Below are 20078 nucleotides of genomic sequence, written 5' to 3'. Positions count from 1 at the left end.
ACCGTCTTTGCGTACCCGCCATCCTTCCTGAAACGGCTTTACCATGTTCTTTGGCATAATTTAAAAGTCTATCAGGCATCTTCGAATTTAAAATCTTCAGGAGTATAAAACAATTCGAATTTTTTTCCGATCACTTCATCACTTCTGTAGCCTTTTATTCTTTCTGCACCGGCATTCCAGTTCTGAATAATACCATTAATGTCGAGCAAAAATTATTGCATAGTCCTGCACCTCTGCTATCATTTGATGATAGCGTTCTTCGCTTATCCCGCAAGCTATCTTCCCAAATTTTCTATCGGTCAGATCTCTTGTAACTTTACAAAAACCAATTACTATTTTTCTCCGAGTGAATTGCAGTTATTGTTATACTTCCCAAAATTTTGAACCATCCTTTCTTCTTCGCCAACCTTCATGAATTGCTCTTCCTGCACTTCTGGCCTGTTCAATTAATTTATCCGGAAGTTTATTCCTGATGTCTTCTTTCAAGTAAAATGTACTAAAATGTTTTCCAACAATTTCCTCTTCAGAATAATATTTAATTTTCTGTGCTCCAGATTCCAATTCGGACTATACCATTTGTATCCAGTAAATAATCGCATAATCCTGAATTTCCTCTATCATTCTCTGATAAAGATTATCGCCATCTATTGAATCTCTCCAATTATTATTACTCATTGATTATGTTCATAAAAGACTATTTAGAAATTTTAAGCAGTTGTAAAAATCTGGTTAAGCTTGTTTACCAACTCTGCGGTCTTAACCGGCTTAATTATAAAATCATTTGCCCCTAATTCAAGTGCTTCCGTAGATGTTGATCCTCCCGAAGTAGTCCAAATACATAAATATTTTTGTTTTCTCCAGCCGCTTAATTTTTTTAACTCTTTCAAACTTGCAATACCATTCATCTTAGGCATGTTCATCCAGAAAAATAAATTCGGAGTGTATTCAATTTTCGATAACAAATATGAAATTGCTTCAACACCACTATCCAGTATCTTACAATTAATATTTTTACCTGTTTTCTTGATACAAATTAGAAAAATGTCCTGATCATCTTTGTCGTCGTCTACAAGCAGACATTGTGTGGATTCAATCATAAGTTTTTATAAAAAATTAGCTTTCCATTTTTCAGATCTTGCAAAGGTAAATTTTCTCCATAAACTATTGAAAATAACATGCCTCAGATCTTAAACCGGCACTTTGACTCGTAATTAAAATGTCACTTAACAAATTGTTTAAACAAATGTCTGATTTAATTAAACGCTTTGATATATGAATTACAAGTTTTTTGGCACAGGATTTTAAAAAAGATTTCATCCAATAATACACCAATACCGAAAATTCTTGTCCGGGATTCACACGAATTTGTTCCACTAAAATCAGAATTACTCAAAAACATGGCAAAACACCAACTTCAAAAAGCAAGGAAAATAAAAAACTCATCCGTAAATAAAAAACAGATGATCTGAAAAAAAACACTATTTCTTCTGACGATCAGTTTCTGACAACAAATCAGGGAGTAAGGATCAATGATAATCAGAATTCTTTAAAGGCAGGTGAACGTGGTCCTACCTTACTGGAAGATTTTATTTTTCGTGAGAAAGATAACACATTTTGACCATGAAAGAATTCCTGAGCGGATAGTGCATGCCCGTGGCTCAGCGGCACATGGAGTTTTCAGGTATATAAATCGATGAGTAAATATACCAAGGCAGGTTTTCTGACAGATACCGAAAGACAAACTCCTGTCTTTGTTCGTTTCAGTACAGTTGCAGGATCCCGGGGCAGTACAGATCTGGCTCGCGATGTACGGGGCTTTGCTGTTAAATTTTATACTGAAGAAGGCAACTTCGATTTAGTGGGGAATAATATGCCCGTATTTTTATTCAGGACGCAATTAAATTTCCTGATCTGGTGCATGCAGTTAAACCAGAACCACATAATGAAATTCCACAGGCAGCATCGGCTCATGATACATTCTGGGATTTTATTTCATTACTGCCGGAATCTTCTCATATGATCATGTGGTTAATGAGTGATAGAGCTATACCGAGAAGTTATAGAATGATGGAAGGCTTTGGTGTTCATACATTCCGTTTCATCAATGCTAAAGGGAGTTCAACTTTTGTAAAATTTCATTGGAAACCCTATTTTAGGAGTTCACTCACTAGCCTGGGATGAAGCTCAGAATCTTTCAGGAAAAGATCCTGACTTTCACAGAAGAGATTTATGGGAAGCAATTGAATCCGGTGCCTTTCCGGAATGGGAACTAGGAGTGCAGCTGGTAGCTGAAGAAGACGAACACAAATTTGAGTTTGATCTTCTTGATCCGACAAAATTAATTCCTGAAGAATTAGTTCCCGTGATACGAATTGGGAAAAATGACTTTGAATAGAAATCCTGATAATTTCTTTGCAGAAACAGAACAGGTAGCCTATCATGTCGGACACATTGTTCCGGGAATAGATTTTACAAATGATCCATTGATGCAAGGCAGATTATTTTCATATACTGATACACAATTGAAACGATTAGGAGGACCAAATTTTCACGAGATCCCAATCAACCGCCCTGTTTCACCTGTACACAACAATCAGCGCGATGGTCATATGCGTCAAACTATAAATAAAGGGCAAAGTAGTTATGAACCAAATACTACTGGCGGTGGATGTCCTTATCAGGCTTCTATGAAAGATGGTGGATTCACTTCTTTTAACGAAAGAATTGATGCACATAAGATAAGGGAGCGTAGCGATAGTTTCAAGGATCACTTCAGCCAGGCAACATTGTTTTTTAATAGTCAGAGTGAACACGAAAAAGAACATCTCATTAATGCACTTCGTTTTGAATTAGGGAAAGTTGAAAATCCGGATATACGTGTCAGAATGCTGGGGATTTTATCGATGATTGATAAAGGCCTGGCGAATAAAGTTGCTGAAGGACTTGGTCTGAAAGTTCCAAATGATATCGGATTAGTCAATCAAAGTATTCCGGCAGATGCCGATCCAAAGTCTTATCAACCAATTAAGAAAAAAAGTTCGATAAATATTTCTGAAGCGCTAAGTATGGCGAACACTCCTAAAGATTCTATTGCCACAAGAAAAATAGCAGTATTAATTGCAGATGGCGTGAACGCGAATTCACTAAATAAAATGAAAAAAGCATTGGAAGATGCAGGAGCAAAAGCAGAAACAGTTGCACCACATCTTGGAAAAATTAAATCAGATTCAGGGCAAGATATTGTCGCAGACAGAAGTTTACTAACTACTCCTTCTGTTGTATATGATGCAGTGTATGTTCCGGGTGGTAAAAAAAGTATTGGTGAGTTAAAAAATAATGCTGATGCAATTCATTTCCTCAATGAAGCATTTAAGCATTGCAAAGCAATTGCTGTGGATAGAGATGCTACTGAAATTTTAGACAATACTTATTTTGCAAAAAAGTTACCTGATCCGGGAGTAATTACCGGAACAAAATCTGAAGCATCAGCTAAGGATTTCATTTCAGCCATTGCTCAACATCGTTTTTGGGAAAGAGAAAAAGCAAGAAAGGTTCCTGCATAGTTTCTTTAAAACAAATTAAAACATAACAGTAATGGACAAAGATAAATATGTTCTGATCACAGGTGGAACGATGGGTATCGGGTATGAACTTGCAAGATGTTTTGCCGAGGAAAATTATAATCTTGTATTGGTTGCAAGATCCAAAAAGGGCCTTTCCAATCAATTTACCATGCAACAAAAGCATTCGTTCAGTCATTCACTGAAGCAATCAGGGATGAATTGAAAGATAGCGGCATAACCATTACAGCATTATTACCCGGTGCAACCGATACAGATTTTTTCAATAAAGCTGATATGACACGGTCAAAAGTTGTAGTCGAAGGTAAACTAGCTGATCCGGCTAAAGTAGCAGAAGACGGTTTTCTGGCATTGATGAGTGGCGATGATAAAATTGTTTCCGGAATTGCAAATAAAGTAAATGTTCTGATGACTAACCTTATGCCTGAAAGTACTGTTGCACGAATAGTTCATAAACAACAGGAACCGGCAACCAACACCAAAAGAAAATCCATAAAGAAAAAACAGATCAAAAAAAATTCAGGTGATAAAACACAGATCAAAATAAAAGTAAAAAAATAATTAAATAATAAATATTTATTAAAGTATGAAAGCAGCAGTTGTTCACCCGGGTGGTAAAATTCAATTTGAAACAGTTAAAGACCCGATTATAGAAAAACAAAGTGACATAATTCTAAAAGTAACTTCTACAGCAATCTGTGGAAGTGACCTCCATATATACAGTGGTGCCCTTCCTCAGGCACGGCCATTAGTAATGGGACATGAATTTATGGGAATAGTAGAGGAAACCGGAAGTATAGTAACAAAACTGAAAAAAGGTGATCGGGTGATTGTTCCATTTCCGATCGCATGTGGACAGTGTTTTTTTTGTGACCATCAGTTGCCGGGACATTGCGAAAATAGTAATCCCGAACACTACGGTCCTGAAGGTGGACTGCTAACTCAGAAAGGCGGCGCACTATTCGGCTATACGGATTTATATGGAGGTTACGATGGTGGACAGGCACAATATGTAAGAGTGCCATATGCAGATTTTGGTCCCCGGTTAGTTCCGGAAAATTTAACAGACGAACAAGTGCTATTCTTGACTGACATATTCCCAACAGGCTATAGTGGTGTAGATTGGGCTGAAGTTAAAGGAGGAGAAACTGTTTTGATTTACGGTGCAGGTCCTGTGGGAATCATGGCTGCTAAAAGTGCATGGCTTCGGGGAGCAGGGAGAGTTATAAATGTTGACACTGTTCAGTATCGTCTTAATAAAGCAAAAGCTGCTGCAAATTCAGAAACTATTTTATGGGAAGGAAGTGGAAAAATGTAATTGATTTTATAAGATCAATTACCGGTAATCGTGGTGCAGATGTTTGTATTGAAGCGGTAGGTTTTGAACCGGACAGAAATGTAATTGACCGGGTCAAATCTACTATCAATCTTGAGAAAGGTTCTGTAAAAGTTCTTGAAGCTTGTATGAGTGCTGTTCGTCGCGGTGGAGTTGTATCAGTTCTTGGAGTTTATCCGACAACATACGACAATTTTCCAATCGGTCAGTTTTTTGATAAGGGAATTATCCTTAAAGGCGGTCAGGCTCCTGCACATAAGCACATAGATAAATTAATGAATTATGTAATTGAAGGAAAAGTAAAACTTGACGACATTATAACACACAGGTTACCACTTTCACAAGTTGAACATGCTTACAGTATTTTCAAAAACAAAAAAGAAAACTGTGTGAAAGTGATTCTTGATCCATGGTCTTGATGATCATACGTTCAGATAATAACATAACTCCAATTTATCAATTCTGTATCGAAGCCATCGCTCTTAATAATGAAGACGCCCAGTAATAAATATTATTCCCGACAATAGTCTCCCGCATTTGCATCATTCTGCTTTCTTGTTCAGAAATTGACATTTCCAGAGCATTTCTGATAGCAATTGCTGAATTTTCTATGTCATATGGATTAATGATCAAAGCTCCTGTAAGATCAAGTGACGCTCCTGCAAATCTGCTTAAGATCAACACACCATCATTTTCATTTCTGGTGGCGACAAATTCTTTAGCAACCAGATTCATTCCATCATGCAATGAAGAGACAATACACATGTCTGCATTTTTATAATAAGGATTAATCTGTTCATGACTATGATGACCTTTCAAAAAAAGTATAGGTTTCCAGTTTTTACTTTTAAACCTTTGATTGATTCGCTCTGCTTCTTTTTCCACATCACTCACCATGTCCGAATAACTTTTTATTAAAGTCCTGCTGGGTGCACCTATTTGCACCAAAGTAAATCGACCAATATAATCGGGAAATTTTTCAAAGAATCTTTCTACAGATAAGAATTTTTCGATCAGGCCCTTAGTATAATCTATCCTGTCAACACCTATAGCCATAAATTCTGCATTGATTCCATGAACGCCAAGAATTCTTTTAATTCCTTCTTTTCTGGATTTATCATCAAGGTCTTTTAATGTAAATGCTATACTGATAGGAAATGCTTTTACGTGAGTATTTCTTCCATTCATCTTAACTGAAAATTTTTCCCAGGACACTCTTGACTCAAGCGTATTATTAACAGTTTCCAAAAAATGATTACAGTGATATTGAGTATGAAACCCTATCAGATCAGCACCGAGCATTCCGGTAAGAATTTCCTTTGCCATGGACAGATTCCAAATGATTCGGGATTAGGCCATGGAATATGCCAGAAGATGGCTACTCTTGCTCTTGGCTTTTTACGTTTGATCAATTCAGGAAGTAATGCAAAATGATAATCCTGGATCAATATAAATGGTTGTTCTTCATCCTTACATTCTTCTAAAATAGTTTCTGCAAATTTCTCATTGACTTTTTTATAATATTCCCAGTCTTCAATTCTGAAAGTTGGCCGGGTATGAGCGAGATGACATAAAGGCCAAAGCCCTTCATTTGAAAATCCATAATAATAATGGCTTTCCTCTTCCTTTGTCAACCAAACCCGTTTCAAAGTATATTTAGATTTAATGGTGGTACCTGAACTTTATCATCCTTATCAACCGTTTCTTTATCTGCATCACCGGAACCGGAAGCGATCCATAATCCACCACAAGCTTTTAATATTGGCTCCATAGCTGTGATCATACCGCTGGCCGGGACGATACATTTTATTTCTTTACCTTCATGAATATGCATGTATGGTTCGCGATTCGAAACAACAATCATCTTTTTCCCATTTAACAAATTGCCCATTTCAATTTTCAGCCGATCGGAAGTCCATACAGATTCCCCGGTAGTTCTCAGCCTGGCCTCTTCCTCTGCTTTTGCCTGGGCTTCATGCATGGCTCTTGCTATCTGGGTAATTTCTGCATGTAACGGGGCTAAAAACTTTGCAGGAGGATATTCATTTAGCTTTTCAAGATTTCCCATTCGAGCAGATTTGATCCAATCGGAGACTCTATTGATCGGACTGAAGATCCCCATTTTAAAATTACGATGGTGATCAATGAAACAAAAAGCGCCTGTAGAAACCATCTGAAAAAATTTCTGAACCAGATCTTATCCAATAAATTTTCAATATATGCAGGATCACTGTAAAAAATGATCGCATTATTTGCAATTCCTTCTCTGGTCAATGGTTGTATATATTGATACAATTTTTTTCCATCAACTGATATAAAATTTCCATTAATTGAATCCGCTGCTATAGATTGTAAAACGTAATCCTTTGAATTATCAAACGCAACTTTCAGATTACTCACAATACTGTCATCACCAAAGTATATTGTAATTCCTTCAAGATTATATTTTTTACAAATACTGTCAATTGAATAATTCAGGTTTCCTTTCTGACTTTGCACAAATTTAGTTTCAGATAATTTTAAAGAAATGTCAGCCATTCGTTTTTCAAGATCATCAGTCAGTTTTATCCTTTCAGCAGAGACCTGATAAAAAGTAAATCCCAAAGCAACAATACCTACAGAGATTACAATGGCAACAACTAAAGCAAGGTTTATACGCATGATAATATTTTTACATTTCTATTAAGCGTAAAACTCAACAGAAATAAAATTTGTTAATCATATAAGGGCCTGTCGAGTTTTCTGGCGATCCGGAAAACTGCATTCATTAATCCAACATGACTATATGTTTGCGGAAAATTTCCCCATTGACTACCGTTGGTCCCAATATCTTCACTCAGTAAACCTACGTGATTTCCGGTTGCAATAAGTTTTTCAACCATTAAAGAAGCTTCTGCTACTCTTCCCACACAAGCAAGTGCTTCGGCATACCAGAAAGAACAAATCATAAATGTACTTTCCGGAACGCCAAAATCGTCGCTATGCTTATATCTGAAAAAATATCCTTCCGGCGATTTAAGTTCCCTTTCTAATGCTGCTAAATGATCTTTCGCCTTTTGCGAATCAGGATCCAGATAACCCATAGAGATCAGTTTTAAACTACTGGCATCGAGTTGATCGACATCAATTGCCTGTGTATATGCTTTTCTAATGGGGTCGTAACATTTTTCAATATTCGAAGCAGCGAGATTTCTGAGTTGTTCTGCTTTCTGAATTAAATTCTGATCACCAATTGCTTTACCAATTTTTAATGCAGCTCTGCTCCCTGCCCAATGAAATAAATATGTATAACAATGTAATTGACGTCGGTTTCGGAATTCCCAGATGCCCGCATCAGGCTGATCCATTGTTTCTTCAATTTTATTCAGAAGAAAATGAATAATATCAATGGATTTCGAATTAGGTTGTGTGGTTAATCGCATATCAGTATACAATGGCATGAGGCTAACCATTACCTGACCATAAACATCATTCTGAATATGAGTATAAGCATCATTTCATAATCTTACGGGTGAATTATTATTGCGATAACCTTTTAAAGGAAGTTCCTTTTCGAAAATAATTTTGTCACCGGTAATTGAATATAATGGTTGAATATGATCCGTTTCAGAAGCAATAATATTTTCAATGTATAAGAAATATTTTTGTGATTCTTCAAAATGCCCAATGCTATTCAATGCATATAAAGAATAATATGTCACGCATCCAGCAGTAACGATAATCCCAATTCCGCCCTGATTGATCACATTCCGGAAGACTCATACTTCCTGATGCAATTATTCCACCGGTATCTTCGTACTGATGTAATTTTAATATCAATGCCGAACGAATCATTTCCTTCTGATAGACGGAGGGAATTGCTGTTGTCTTGACCCAATTTCTCCAAAACTCTTTTGTCTTATTAAAAAACAATTCATAAGTACTTTCCAGTCCTGATTCTAATGGTAATTCATATGAGAATGCCAGATATCTTGGCTCAGAAAGAACAAAACACTTTTCTTCTAAAATATAATTAAGAGAAATGTCAGTAGTAAGGCGCACGTTTGTACCAACATCCATAAACCTCAGGTGATTACTACCTGAAAGCACTTCCGGCTGTATCTCACCATAATTGCCAACCGGCTTACACGTGACTTTTACCATCGGTCTTCCTTCCATTGATTCAATTTTTCTCAGAAGCATTAATGGCCGGAAATATCTTTCTTGCTGTAAAAATCGCGGTGCAAAATCAGTAACTCTGAACTTTCCGTCTGAACAAGTAAATTCAGTGCAAAGAATATTTGTATTTTCAAGATAGTATTGTTTGCTTGTATAATTATCATCCTGCGGACAAATACTGAATGTGCCACCTTTTTCCTTGTCCAGTAATGATCCAAATAAAAAACTGCTATCGAATTTAGGCATGCACAAACAATTTACATTTGCATTTATATCGATATATGCCAGGTAGGAACAATTTCAATAACACCATTTTATACTTGTGTACCTGTTCATCCATAAACTACTTTGAAATTAATTAATGATTAGTTTTATTGTTCTCCATAAGGTGCTCTAAGAATAAAAAGAACCTGCTTTACATTTTCCAGTGAATGCTTGGCAACGGTTGGACCCCTTCCTACTTTTATAGTCTCAGCTTTTTTATTAGTTGAAAGTTCCTGAAACATTTCTTCATCTGTTTTATCGTCACCAATCGAAATGATGTAATCAAATTTGTTTTCATTTATCAAATTCTTTATCGCGCTTCCTTTCCCTATCTTATTTGAAATTATTTCAACTACCTTATCACCATCGATCAATTTCAGGCCAAGTGAAGTAATTGAATTTTCAAGAATACGGATCAATTCTCTTGATTGCAAAAAGCCAACATCATCAGGAACATTCCTGTAATGCCAAACCAATGAAAATTGTTTCTCTTCTACAAATGAATTGGGGCTGGCAAAAGTAAAACGATTCAAAACCGGAAGTACAACTTTTTTCCACGAATCAGAATTATCAAACAGATTTCTCCAGCTACCATTCAATTTTATCATTGCGCCGTGTTCAGCAATGATTTCAATTGGAAGATGACCGATAAATCTTTCCAGATCAAGATGGCCCCTGCCGGAAATAACAACCAATCTCGTATCAGGTTTATTATTTATTCTATTCAGAAGGCTGAGAACTTTTTCTGTAGGAAATGCCTTTTCAGGTCTTGGAACAAATTCAACCAACGTCCCATCATAATCCAGGAGTACCAACCGCTTTTTCGCTTTATCGAAATTCTCTTTTACTTTCATGCTTATATTTAATAAAGCCATCTTTTTTTTGCAATTATCAGAATCAATTTTTAGAAAGACACCTAGAAATTCGAATTTCACCTACGGAGAATAATTCATTGTTGTCTAAAAATGATATCCTCTTGCAAAAACGACGGCGAAATGAATTATAAATACATGTGCCCTCAATTATTTGCCAAAATGCTAAATTAGGGATAGTAAATGGACTTTCTATAAAATCAGGTGTATATTATTTTACACACTCCGAAAATTGTTGATTTTTATCCCCGAAATCCACATTCCTGAATCGTTTAAGAACGTCTGCATTCCTTCAAAATATAATTTCACAATTCGGAAATAAATAATTTTCAATTCATTGTTATATAAAATATAAAACGAAGTGCCTAAAGATATCGATGCTACATGTCTGAGTGCAGGAATATATTTTATCAGAATCAATGATAAGGTAAAGAAGTTTATCAAGAATTAAATTATTAAGATTCGCTTCCATGTAACGGGTCATGGCTGTATAAATTGTTGGTAGTAACTATTTTTTATTTAAATACAATTCAATATTCACGTCCGACACTCTAATCAGGACATGGGGTCTTTAACACTCCAGAGCCTGCTCAATATCAAAAATAATATCTTCATAGTTTTCTACGCCTATTGAAAGTCTAATCATCTTTTCAGTGATTGAAAGTTCTTTTTTCAATTTATCATCTACATCACTGTGAGTCATCGTTGCAGGATGCTCGGCCAGACTTTCAGTGCTTCCTAAACTTACTGCAAGTTTGATCAGCTTAAGTTCATTCAGAAATTTGAAAGCTTCCTTCTCCCCTCCTTTGATATCGAAAGAAATCATTCCGCCATTTGTAAGACACTGACGATTTCTGATCCTGAATTGTTCGCCATCTTTTTCGGTGAGATTGCCGAGAAAATATACTTTCTCAACTTTTGGATGTTTATTTAAAAATGCTGCAACTTTATCTGCGTTCAAAGCTTGCATGTCCATCCGTACTTTCAATGTTTCAAGACTTCGCAAGAGTAACCATCCTGTATTTGGACTTGCCATGTTACCTAAAAAGGTTCGCAGTCCTTTTACTCTTTTTATCATTTCACCTGAACCAAGACATGCACCGGCTATCACATCACTATGTCCGCCGATATATTTTGTAGCAGAATATAACACAAGATCAGCTCCATGTTTTAACGGATGTTGCCACAAAGGACCGAGGTAAGTATTGTCGACAGCCAGGAAAACCTCTTTCTCTTTTGTAGAAAAATATTTTGCAATTTCCTTTTTCGCCTGAATGTCTATGAGATCGTTTGTTGGATTCGCAGGAGTTTCGATATAGATCATTGCAAGCTTGTCTGCAAGTCCCGAATCTTTCACCATCTGAATGACTTCATCTTTCTGTTGCCCCACTTTGAAAGTAATCACATTGATATTGAATTTCGGAAGAATCTTTTTAATGAAGTGATCGCTACCCCATATAGCGGACTACTGATAAGAAGCAGATCTCCGGGTTTTAGAAATTCGAGTAGTACAGTAGTTATTGCAGACATACCACTTTCGAAAACAACAAGCTTCTGCTTCATCCCAAAGTGTAAGTCTGTTTTCCAGAATTTCCAGATCCGGATTATTGATTCTACTATATATGAGTCCGAGTTCTTCACCGACATTTTGTTTTCTCAATCCATATGCTACTTCGAAAAAAGCTTTGCCTTCTTCAGCATTTTTGAATACAAAAGTGGATGTTTGAAAGATCGGACATTTTATTGCACCTTCTGATAATTCGGGCTTATAACCTAAAGACATCATCAGGCTTTTCGGGTTTCATTTTTCTGACATAGCTTTCTATTAGGACTAATTTATCTGTCATTATTAACGGATTGATTCAAAAATAGGGGTATTTCCCGAGTAACTGCTAATAGAAGGTTGTGAATAATATCATTCTCTTTCTCGCACCTTAATGCAAGTACTTTGAAATGAGGCCATTTCTCACTTGAAGATATGGAATTGACAGCTAATTGATCGTCCGAACAATTTTCAAAAGCCATAAAATTATCCTACTTTTGGCCCACCAAAATTAAAATGCCCAGGTGGCGGAATTGGTAGACGCGTCGGTCTCAAAAACCGATGGTAGTAATGCCGTACCGGTTCGATTCCGGTCCTGGGTACTGTTCAAGTGTAAGTGTAAGTTTAAGTAATAAGTCTGAAGACTTACTCCCGAACAAACACTTACACTTTTTTTATTCGTTTATTCTAGAAATGCGAGGTTGGAGTGCTGGCACAGAGTATTTAATTTGAACTTTAAGACTAACGAAGATGATTTCAACTCTTTTTTCGCCTCTTGAAATCGTTAATTCTTAGAATATACTGGAAATTTACTGATTTTAGCACTTGACGGATAAGTTTTTGTTTTCCATTGTTTTTTTCTAAATTCATGTAAACCATTTCAAATCCACCTGCGTGTTACCTTATATAAAAACTAATTCTCTAACCCCATGAAAAAAATCTACCTCTTATTACTCGTCCTGTTTTCATTCGCTGAAATGAAAGGACAAGGTTGTGTGATGACTTACGTCTACGACTCCACATCAACTGTCTATAATTTCAATGTAAATCCTGTCTCGAACAATAGCGTTTTTATGTGGGATTTTGGTGACAGTACAACTGCAGTTACAGGCAATACAATTTTCCACCAGTTTTCAAATTATGGACAGTATCTTGTTTGTGTAACTGAATTTGATACGATACTTCAAACAACTGTTACAGCTTGTTGTCTCAATATTCAGTTTAATAACCCTGCTCTTTGCACATTCCTTGCGATCACTGCAAATGGAAATGATTTCGATTTTACTGCTGTTTCAAATAGCTTAGTAAATGTTGTCTGGGATTTTGGAGATGGGGCTGTCGGAAGTGGCGCTGCTATCTCTCATACTTATCCGGTTCCCGGAGTATATTATGTTTGTATGACATCTTATAGCTTTTTAGATACTTGCAATTATTGCGCTCAGATCGTAGTTACAACTCCTCCAACTCCTTGTACTTTTGATGTAGTGATAGATTCAATGGCACCACTGGTTGGTTATTTTACATTCCATCCGACAAGCATTACAAATCAGGTTACCTGGGATTATGGAAATGGCGGAACAGGTACAGGCATTACTACAATGTATCAATACAGTCCGGGAACGTATAATGTTTGTGCAACAGAAACAGATAGTATCGGAACTGTGATTTGCCAGACTTGCTCAACGATTACTTTCACGTCTCAACCGAATTGTTACTTCTCTTTTTTCCCGGGAACAGGTCCGTTAAATACATTTTTCTTTAATGCGAGTTTTGATACAACATTGTACTTAGCAAATTGGGATTTTGGCGATGGCACTACAATTTCAATGGGCAGTAATTTCCAGTCACACACATATGCAAGTGGACCGATGGTTTACAATGTATGTATGGAACTGATTGACCTTGCAACAATGAATGTTGTATGTAATTATTGCGTTCAGATTCCAATTGTAGGTCCAGCACCATGTCAGGCAAACTTTACAGTAGTTCCTTTTGGTCTTGATGCTTACTTCATAGATTATTCAACTACTGATCCTGCAACCACTACTTATCTATGGAACTTTGGTGATGGTAGTCCACTAAGTACTGACAGATTCCCTGTTCATACATATAGTTCACCGGGAACCTATAGTGTAGGGTTTTCAATTGACAACGGAACTACTTGTGCTGATTCAACTTTCCAGACAATTGTTGTTGATACAGCAATCATTACTCCTGTATTCTGTACCTCTTATTTTATCTTTACACAACTTTCGCCTTATCAATTAGCAGTTGTGAATTTATCAAGCGGAACTAATCTAAGTTTCGTATGGCAATTTGGTGATGGAAATATATCTACAGCTGCATATCCTATCCACAATTATACAACCCATGGAACATTCCAGATCTGTTTAACTGTTTCAGATTTCAGTGGATGTACAAATACATATTGCGATAGTTTAACAGTTGACTCAACAGGAATGATCATTTATCGTAGCTCAAATGTTGGCTTTACGATCAATGTTGTTTCCCCAACACAACTTAACACAGTTAATGTAGAAGAGAATGTTTCCCTAATTTCCAGTATTTACCCCAACCCTTCAAAGGATAGAATTGTCGTAACCTCATCCCCTAAGTCAGGCACAACGATTTATTCTATCCTTTCCGTTTCAAGTCAGAAAATGAAAGAAGGAATGTTATCAGGTGAAAGTTCTGAAATAGATATATCCGGACTAGCTTCAGGAATTTATTTCCTTGAAGTTCAAACACGGTCAGGAGAAAAATCTTTTGCCAGGTTTATAAAAGAATAAAAGTTCAGGTTATGAAACTAGGATGTTGTAAATTTTACAACATCCTTTTTCCATTTTAAGATGAAGCCATCGAAAGAACTTTTAGAACGTTGCCGGAAAGATGACCGGAAAGCACATTACGATCTGTACCGTGAGTGTTTCCAGTCTCTGTATGCAATTTGTCGTCGTTATTATATCAATAAAGACGATTGTATGGCTGCGCTGAATATGGTTTTTTATAAGATGGTTAAAAATATTTCTACATATATACCAAAAGCCAAAGATGTCCCTTTTGAATTATGGGCAAGAAGAATTGCCATCAATTATATCATTGACGAATTCAGAAAAAACAGTAATTATAAAAGATTGATTGAAACAACGGAAGTTTCATACTACGAAAACAATCTGACAGTAGAAGAAGAGATCGAACATACGATCGACAAAGAAAAAATAATCGAAGCTGTTGATCAGCTTCCCGAGATGAATAAAGCAGTCTTCAATCTATATGTTATAGATGGATACAAACATGAAGAGATCGGCAAATTACTTGGCATTTCCTCTTCAACATCAAAAGTTCACTTACACAGGGCCAAGAAAGCATTACGAACATTGATAGATGAGATCAGAAAGAATGATCGCATTTCTAATAAAATACTATCATGAAGACAGAATTGAAGCCGGAAGATTTTTGGTCAGGTGCCGAAAAACTTCTCGACAATCATTACAAAGTAAAACGTCGCCGCAAAGCTGCCCTCTGGATCATTTCCGTTTTGACCATTGCCGGGTCACTATTATATATCGCTTCTGACAAAAGTGTAATTTTATCTGATTCTCATAAGGGAATTGAAACTCCTGTTGCTGCTATTGAAAAAAACTCACCTGAAGAAAATAATTCCCTGCAGAAAAACATTTCTGAAAACAATTCGTCAATTAAAACTACAGGTACAGAAAATCACAAAACCGAAATTTTAACTGAACAAAATATTTCCAGCAAAAATACCAATTCCATTAATAAGAAAAATAATACTGAACTTCCGAGAATTGCAAAAACAGAAAAGCAATCAACTGCAAATTCATTTATCTCAAAAAACACTTTACCAATTTCATCGGGTGAAAATAAATCTGCAACGAATTCAAAAGCCCAAACTACTGTTCAGGGAACTCCGGATATTTCATCAGGCATATTCCCAACAAATAATATCATTAACAGCAATTTAAATACGAAAGAGGTCATAAGTTCAGACGCCACGGTCGTTGCATTTTCATCTGAAAGCAATAAAACTCAATTGCCAGTTTATGCACTTCATTCAAGACATTTCAATAAATTTGAAATTGAAAGAGCACAGCATCAGCTGAATTCAACCAGAGGAGAAGAAATTAAAACTCCGAAATCAAAAAATACTGCAGAATATCGTTTCGAAATATTTGCAGGTGTAAATCAAATCTCGAAATCCATTTCCGGATTTGAAAATCTGATGGTTGAACACAGAAGAAATTCCTGGGAAACAGAAGTGTTAACTCCACAATTGAATCTGGCAGTTTCAAGATCTACTGATCATTATTCTATTTCCTTAGGGTTAGGATATACTCAATACGGAGAAAAAGTAAATTATGATCCCGGTGTGAAAAGTATGTTTCTGATCGACAACAGTTACTGGAATACATTCTTAACTAATGTAATTGTTACAGATACAAATTACGTTTACGGGTTTGTTTATCTTTCACAGCAAACAATTCAAAGACTTGACAGCAATTACATTCAGCAAAGTGATTCTATCGAACAGATTGTTATCAATCAAAATATTCTGAAAAGTACAGGAACAAATATTATTTCATATGTTGAAATGCCGGTAACACTTAGTTATTACTTTGGCAAAAAGAAATTCAAATACGGTGTGTCAGCGGGTGTATCTGCGGGAATGTTGGTTTACAGTAAAGGATATTATCTAAACAATGCCGGGAATGATGTAGTGAAAATTAGCGATCCTGATTTGTTCAGGAAAATTATTCTGAATGGTCAGGTCGGATTGGAATTAAAATATTGTATGTCTCCCGGAATTCATATTTTATTGCGACCAAAGTATCAGATGAATTTGAATTCAATAGTAAAAGATGATGCGGGATTTGAGCAGAAATATTCTGCAGTGGGCATTAGTGCAGGGGTTTCGTTTATGTTGAAATAATATTGAGCCCATGCTCTCTGATGAGTTCGTCTAATTCTTCTTTAAATGTTCTGTTTGCATGATGGCTTTCTTGATTATTAATGTAGTCTGCAACTTTTAACAATTGTGACTCACATACAGAAACTGCATAATAATCATCTTGCCAGGCAAATTTTTCCTTTGTTAATTTGTTCTTGTTAATCCAAAACGAAGATTCTCCTTTTATTAATTGAGCAACTTGTGAAATAGTTTGATCTTTTGCAAGCGATAATAAGCAATGTACATGATCGTCATATCCATTTACATTTCTCAAATAGATGTTTTTCTTTTTACCGTTTTCTATAATATGTTTAAAAACATCGTCTCTAATTAATTTATTTAAATATGGTGCTCGTTCTTTAGTTGCAAAAACTAAATGAACCCAAATTCTTGCGTACGACATATAATTGTTTTAAAAAGATTTGTTCAAATATAATTAGGTTATCATTTATGAAAATGTTTTTTGTTATGATTGAATTACTTTCCCGCATTTATTAGAATTAATTGCTTGATTCAAGATAAAAATGTGGCTAAAGCCGAGGGCTGGTTAGATTCTTTCTTCTTCCGTCAGCTAAAGCTGACGGCAATAAAGTAGACGGCAAAAAAGTAGACGGCAATGGGGAAATACAGTTGAAATCTATTTCTAAACGATAAGTTTGGCTAAAGTCCGGCACCTTTTTTTTCTCTTTAACCGTCAGCTAAAGCTGACTGCAATAAAAGTGCAACTTAAAAAGATAGGTTTGTTTATGAAAGTCAGGAATAATTAATTTGTATGAATTAAATCTTTTAATCCTAAATAGCGCCTACTTTATTGCCGTCAGCTTTAGCTGACGGATTAAAAAGAAAGTCAAGCACTCGCATGGCTTTAGCCACATGAATCCAGCTTCAGATAAAATATTTTCTATAAATCCTCATTCGAAGCCATCACCAACTTTTTCACTTCGCGCAAATGAATTTTCTTTTTTTCTTCGCGCAATTGTTTTGATGCTTCTGTAAAATACCGGTGTGTGGTGAGAAAGTTGACCTGGAGAGAGTTCCATTCATTTTCGCTGGACAAGGAACCTTGTGAACGCAATTCATTAAAAAGTTTATTTCCGATTTCAAAGAAATCATCGCGACCGAGATAATCAAGATCTGCATCACAGATAATTTTTTCAGAAAGTGTTTTGGGTGCAGGCGGATATTTAGTTGCCATGATCATTCCCGAAATAATATCTATCTCCTGCTTGTTGAATCCAAATGGAGGTAAAATTTCATTTGCCATATTACATCCAACTTCTTCATGACCTCTGATAGTTTTAATAAACCCTGCATCATGAAACAGGACAGCAATTTTTAAAAGTTCTGTTTCGGCTTCAGAAAGTTTTTCTAATTCTGCAAGATTAATCGCCGCACCTAACACATCTAAAATATGATTCAGGCTATGATATGAAAGCCGTGCAGGCATTTCTGCTTCCAGCTTTTCAGTCATAAAAGAAAATACTTTATCGTAGCGGTTCATCAAAGGATCTATTATGCGTGAACAAAAGTGTTTTTTAAGATTTTCTCCTTCAGAATTTCATGTGTGAATGGCTTCATCATATAGTCATTCATTCCAGAGGCGAGACAAGCGTCTATCTCGTCTTTGGTAACATTTGCTGTCATTGCACAAATTCTGATCAGTCCTTTTTCACCATTCAATTTACGAATTTGTCTTGTTGTTTCATATCCATCCATTTCCGGCATTTGAATATCCATAAATACAAATGAGTATTCGTTGCTCTCAAGTTTTTTCAACGCTTCAATTCCGTTTTCCGCTACTTCAACAATTACATCCGGAAAGAGATCGTTTATTGTATCAACTGCAACAAGCTGATTGAATTCATTGTCTTCTACCAATAATATCTTCTTCCCTTTCATATTATGTCCTGCTGCAGAGTCGTCGATATTTTCTTCAACAGGTTTAATTGTCTGTGAATAATCAATGATGAAATAGAAATCAGATCCTTCGCCAACTACACTCTTCACCTTTACTTCTCCGCCATGCATTTCCACAAGTTGCTTTGAAATAGTGAGACCAAGTCCTGTACCACCAAATTTACGTGTAGTATCTGCAGAAGCTTGTCCAAAGCTTTCAAAGATCTTATCAATCTTATCTTCGGGAATTCCTATTCCGGTATCTTTAACACTGAACTTTACTCTGCACTTATCTTCAATTTTACTTTCCAGAGTGACATCAACTGTAACACTTCCTTTGGTTGTGAACTTAATTGCATTTCCTGCAAGGTTCATAATTACCTGTGTAATTCTCGTTTCATCACCCATCACCCATTCAGGAATATCAGGGGAAACATTTTCAATCATCTGAATACCTTTTTCCTCCGCTTTCAGATTAAGAATTGTATGGATATTTTTTATTGCAGCAACCAAAGGGAATGGAACTTTTTCCAATTCCATTTTTCCTGATTCGATCTTTGCTAGGTCAAGAATATCATTTATGATAACGAGTAAATTTGCTCCACTCTTTTTTATAGCATTCAGATATTTGTCTTGCTGTGCGTCTAGTTTGGATTTCAACAACAAATTCGTTAAACCTACAATTGCATTCATAGGCGTACGAATTTCATGGCTCATGTTTGCAAGAAATTGCTGGCGGAACTTTTGTGTTTCAATTAAACTGTCACGTGTTTCTTCTAATTCAGAATTGGTTTTAACAAGATCTTCGAGTGTTTTATTTAATTCAGCGGTACGCTCTTTCACTAACAATGCAAGTTTTTCTTCACGTGCATGTGCTTCCTTGAGAGCAGATTCATTTGAATTTCTAAGTCGTTGATGATTAATTGCAAAAAGATTGAATATTAATTGCGGATACTTCACTGCCAGATTATAGAAATGATCTGTTTTTATTTCCAGTGTCTTTAATTCCGTAAGGGCTACAATAGTGGCAGTTGCTGATGCATCAGCCAAAAAACTTTCACCCAAAATAGATAATTCACTCAACCTTACAAGTAAAACATCTTCGTTATAAATTCCAACTGTACCGCTTTCAATAATAAAAAGAGCCTTTGGAACAGATCCTTTTTCAATCAATAGATCACCGGTAGAATATTTTCCCCTTTGCGAAGAAGCAAGAATCTCAGACACTACTTCTTTATCCATTTTGTCAAACAGAATACAAGAAGAAAGCGATTGTTTTATGTCGGTCATAGTGTGTGGGTAATAACTCTCTCAATACAAGTTGCAAGATAATTTTTTTTTCGAAAAGTTAAAACTGCTCTTGCTTTGGAGATTCGTGATTCGATAATCGAACCGGAAGCAAGGATGGCGTACAAGATTAATTAAAGAAAAACCTGAAAAGGAAGCTAATTATTCGTTA

Annotated in this window: 13 protein-coding genes, 1 tRNA gene and 6 pseudogenes; 7 read left to right on the top strand and 13 right to left on the bottom strand. The window is 35.9% G+C overall.

Annotated elements, in window-relative coordinates; translation table 11 throughout:
• Window positions 1-71: 71 nt before the first annotated feature.
• From IPL24_12095 to IPL24_12085, 3 genes and pseudogenes are all read right to left on the bottom strand, one after another.
• Window positions 72-209: a PAS domain S-box protein gene (locus IPL24_12095; protein MBK8364375.1), complete on the bottom strand. Its 138-nt coding sequence runs from the start codon at window positions 207-209 to the stop codon at window positions 72-74.
• A pseudogene (locus tag IPL24_12090) lies at window positions 196-561 on the bottom strand (PAS domain S-box protein). The gene IPL24_12095 and the pseudogene IPL24_12090 overlap by 14 nt, the downstream one beginning before the upstream one ends.
• Before the next feature lie 146 nt (window positions 562-707).
• The gene (locus tag IPL24_12085) at window positions 708-1097 is read right to left on the bottom strand and encodes a response regulator (GenBank protein MBK8364374.1); all 390 of its coding nucleotides are present in this window, start codon (window positions 1095-1097) and stop codon (window positions 708-710) included.
• Window positions 1098-1465: 368 nt separating this feature from the next.
• Here IPL24_12085 and katE point away from each other — a divergent pair.
• The 3 pseudogenes from katE (at window position 1466) to IPL24_12070 (ending at window position 5336) form a co-directional block, all read left to right on the top strand.
• Window positions 1466-3563 (top strand): annotated as a pseudogene (gene katE / locus IPL24_12080) (catalase HPII).
• A 31-nt stretch (window positions 3564-3594) separates the two neighbouring features.
• Window positions 3595-4142 (top strand): annotated as a pseudogene (locus IPL24_12075) (SDR family NAD(P)-dependent oxidoreductase).
• 25 nt (window positions 4143-4167) lie between these two features.
• A pseudogene (locus IPL24_12070) lies at window positions 4168-5336 on the top strand (glutathione-dependent formaldehyde dehydrogenase).
• Window positions 5337-5373: 37 nt separating this feature from the next.
• Here the strand turns inward: IPL24_12070 and IPL24_12065 are convergent.
• The 7 genes and pseudogenes from IPL24_12065 to IPL24_12035 form a co-directional block, all read right to left on the bottom strand.
• Window positions 5374-6243 carry a trehalose-6-phosphate synthase gene (locus IPL24_12065; protein MBK8364373.1) on the bottom strand — a complete coding sequence of 290 codons (870 nt, stop codon included), beginning with the start codon at window positions 6241-6243 and terminating at the stop codon, window positions 5374-5376.
• Window positions 6201-6551, bottom strand: a complete 351-nt coding sequence (locus tag IPL24_12060) for a trehalose-6-phosphate synthase (protein MBK8364372.1) — start codon at window positions 6549-6551, stop codon at window positions 6201-6203. Before IPL24_12060 ends, IPL24_12065 begins: the two co-directional genes overlap by 43 nt.
• An 11-nt stretch (window positions 6552-6562) precedes the next feature.
• Window positions 6563-6985, bottom strand: a complete 423-nt coding sequence (locus IPL24_12055) for a hypothetical protein (GenBank protein MBK8364371.1) — start codon at window positions 6983-6985, stop codon at window positions 6563-6565.
• Window positions 6964-7578: a hypothetical protein gene (locus tag IPL24_12050; protein MBK8364370.1), complete on the bottom strand. Its 615-nt coding sequence runs from the start codon at window positions 7576-7578 to the stop codon at window positions 6964-6966. Before IPL24_12050 ends, IPL24_12055 begins: the two co-directional genes overlap by 22 nt.
• A gap of 53 nt (window positions 7579-7631) precedes the next feature.
• Window positions 7632-9321, bottom strand: a pseudogene (locus tag IPL24_12045) (glycoside hydrolase family 15 protein).
• 125 nt (window positions 9322-9446) lie between these two features.
• Window positions 9447-10214: a trehalose-phosphatase gene (otsB, locus tag IPL24_12040; GenBank protein ID MBK8364369.1), complete on the bottom strand. Its 768-nt coding sequence runs from the start codon at window positions 10212-10214 to the stop codon at window positions 9447-9449.
• 568 nt (window positions 10215-10782) lie between these two features.
• Window positions 10783-11997, bottom strand: a pseudogene (locus IPL24_12035) (cystathionine gamma-synthase family protein).
• A gap of 275 nt (window positions 11998-12272) precedes the next feature.
• Here IPL24_12035 and IPL24_12030 point away from each other — a divergent pair.
• The 4 genes from IPL24_12030 to IPL24_12015 all read left to right on the top strand — a co-directional run bounded on the left by IPL24_12030 (window position 12273) and on the right by IPL24_12015 (window position 16705).
• Window positions 12273-12356: transfer RNA gene (locus IPL24_12030), tRNA-Leu, on the top strand.
• Window positions 12357-12683: 327 nt separating this feature from the next.
• Entirely contained in the window at window positions 12684-14543 is a 1860-nt protein-coding gene (locus tag IPL24_12025) for a PKD domain-containing protein (protein ID MBK8364368.1), read from the top strand.
• A gap of 60 nt (window positions 14544-14603) precedes the next feature.
• On the top strand, window positions 14604-15185 hold the full coding sequence (locus IPL24_12020; GenBank protein MBK8364367.1) for an RNA polymerase sigma factor: 582 nt from the start codon (window positions 14604-14606) through the stop codon (window positions 15183-15185).
• Window positions 15182-16705 carry a hypothetical protein gene (locus IPL24_12015; GenBank protein MBK8364366.1) on the top strand — a complete coding sequence of 508 codons (1524 nt, stop codon included), beginning with the start codon at window positions 15182-15184 and terminating at the stop codon, window positions 16703-16705. The genes IPL24_12020 and IPL24_12015 overlap by 4 nt, the downstream gene beginning before the upstream one ends.
• Here IPL24_12015 and tnpA read toward each other — a convergent pair.
• The 3 genes from tnpA to IPL24_12000 form a co-directional block, all read right to left on the bottom strand.
• Window positions 16692-17126: an IS200/IS605 family transposase gene (gene tnpA, locus IPL24_12010; GenBank protein ID MBK8364365.1), complete on the bottom strand. Its 435-nt coding sequence runs from the start codon at window positions 17124-17126 to the stop codon at window positions 16692-16694. The genes IPL24_12015 and tnpA overlap by 14 nt on opposite strands.
• Window positions 17127-17624: 498 nt before the next feature.
• Window positions 17625-18224 (bottom strand): HD domain-containing protein, encoded by a 600-nt coding sequence (locus IPL24_12005; protein ID MBK8364364.1) that lies wholly within the window; start codon window positions 18222-18224, stop codon window positions 17625-17627.
• Window positions 18225-18235: 11 nt separating this feature from the next.
• Window positions 18236-19909: a response regulator gene (locus IPL24_12000; GenBank protein ID MBK8364363.1), complete on the bottom strand. Its 1674-nt coding sequence runs from the start codon at window positions 19907-19909 to the stop codon at window positions 18236-18238.
• Window positions 19910-20078: the final 169 nt, after the last annotated feature.

It is taken from the genome of Bacteroidota bacterium (genome assembly GCA_016711505.1).
GTDB lineage: Bacteria > Bacteroidota > Bacteroidia > AKYH767-A > 2013-40CM-41-45 > JADKIH01.
This window is presented reverse-complemented; position numbering and strand designations above follow the sequence as displayed.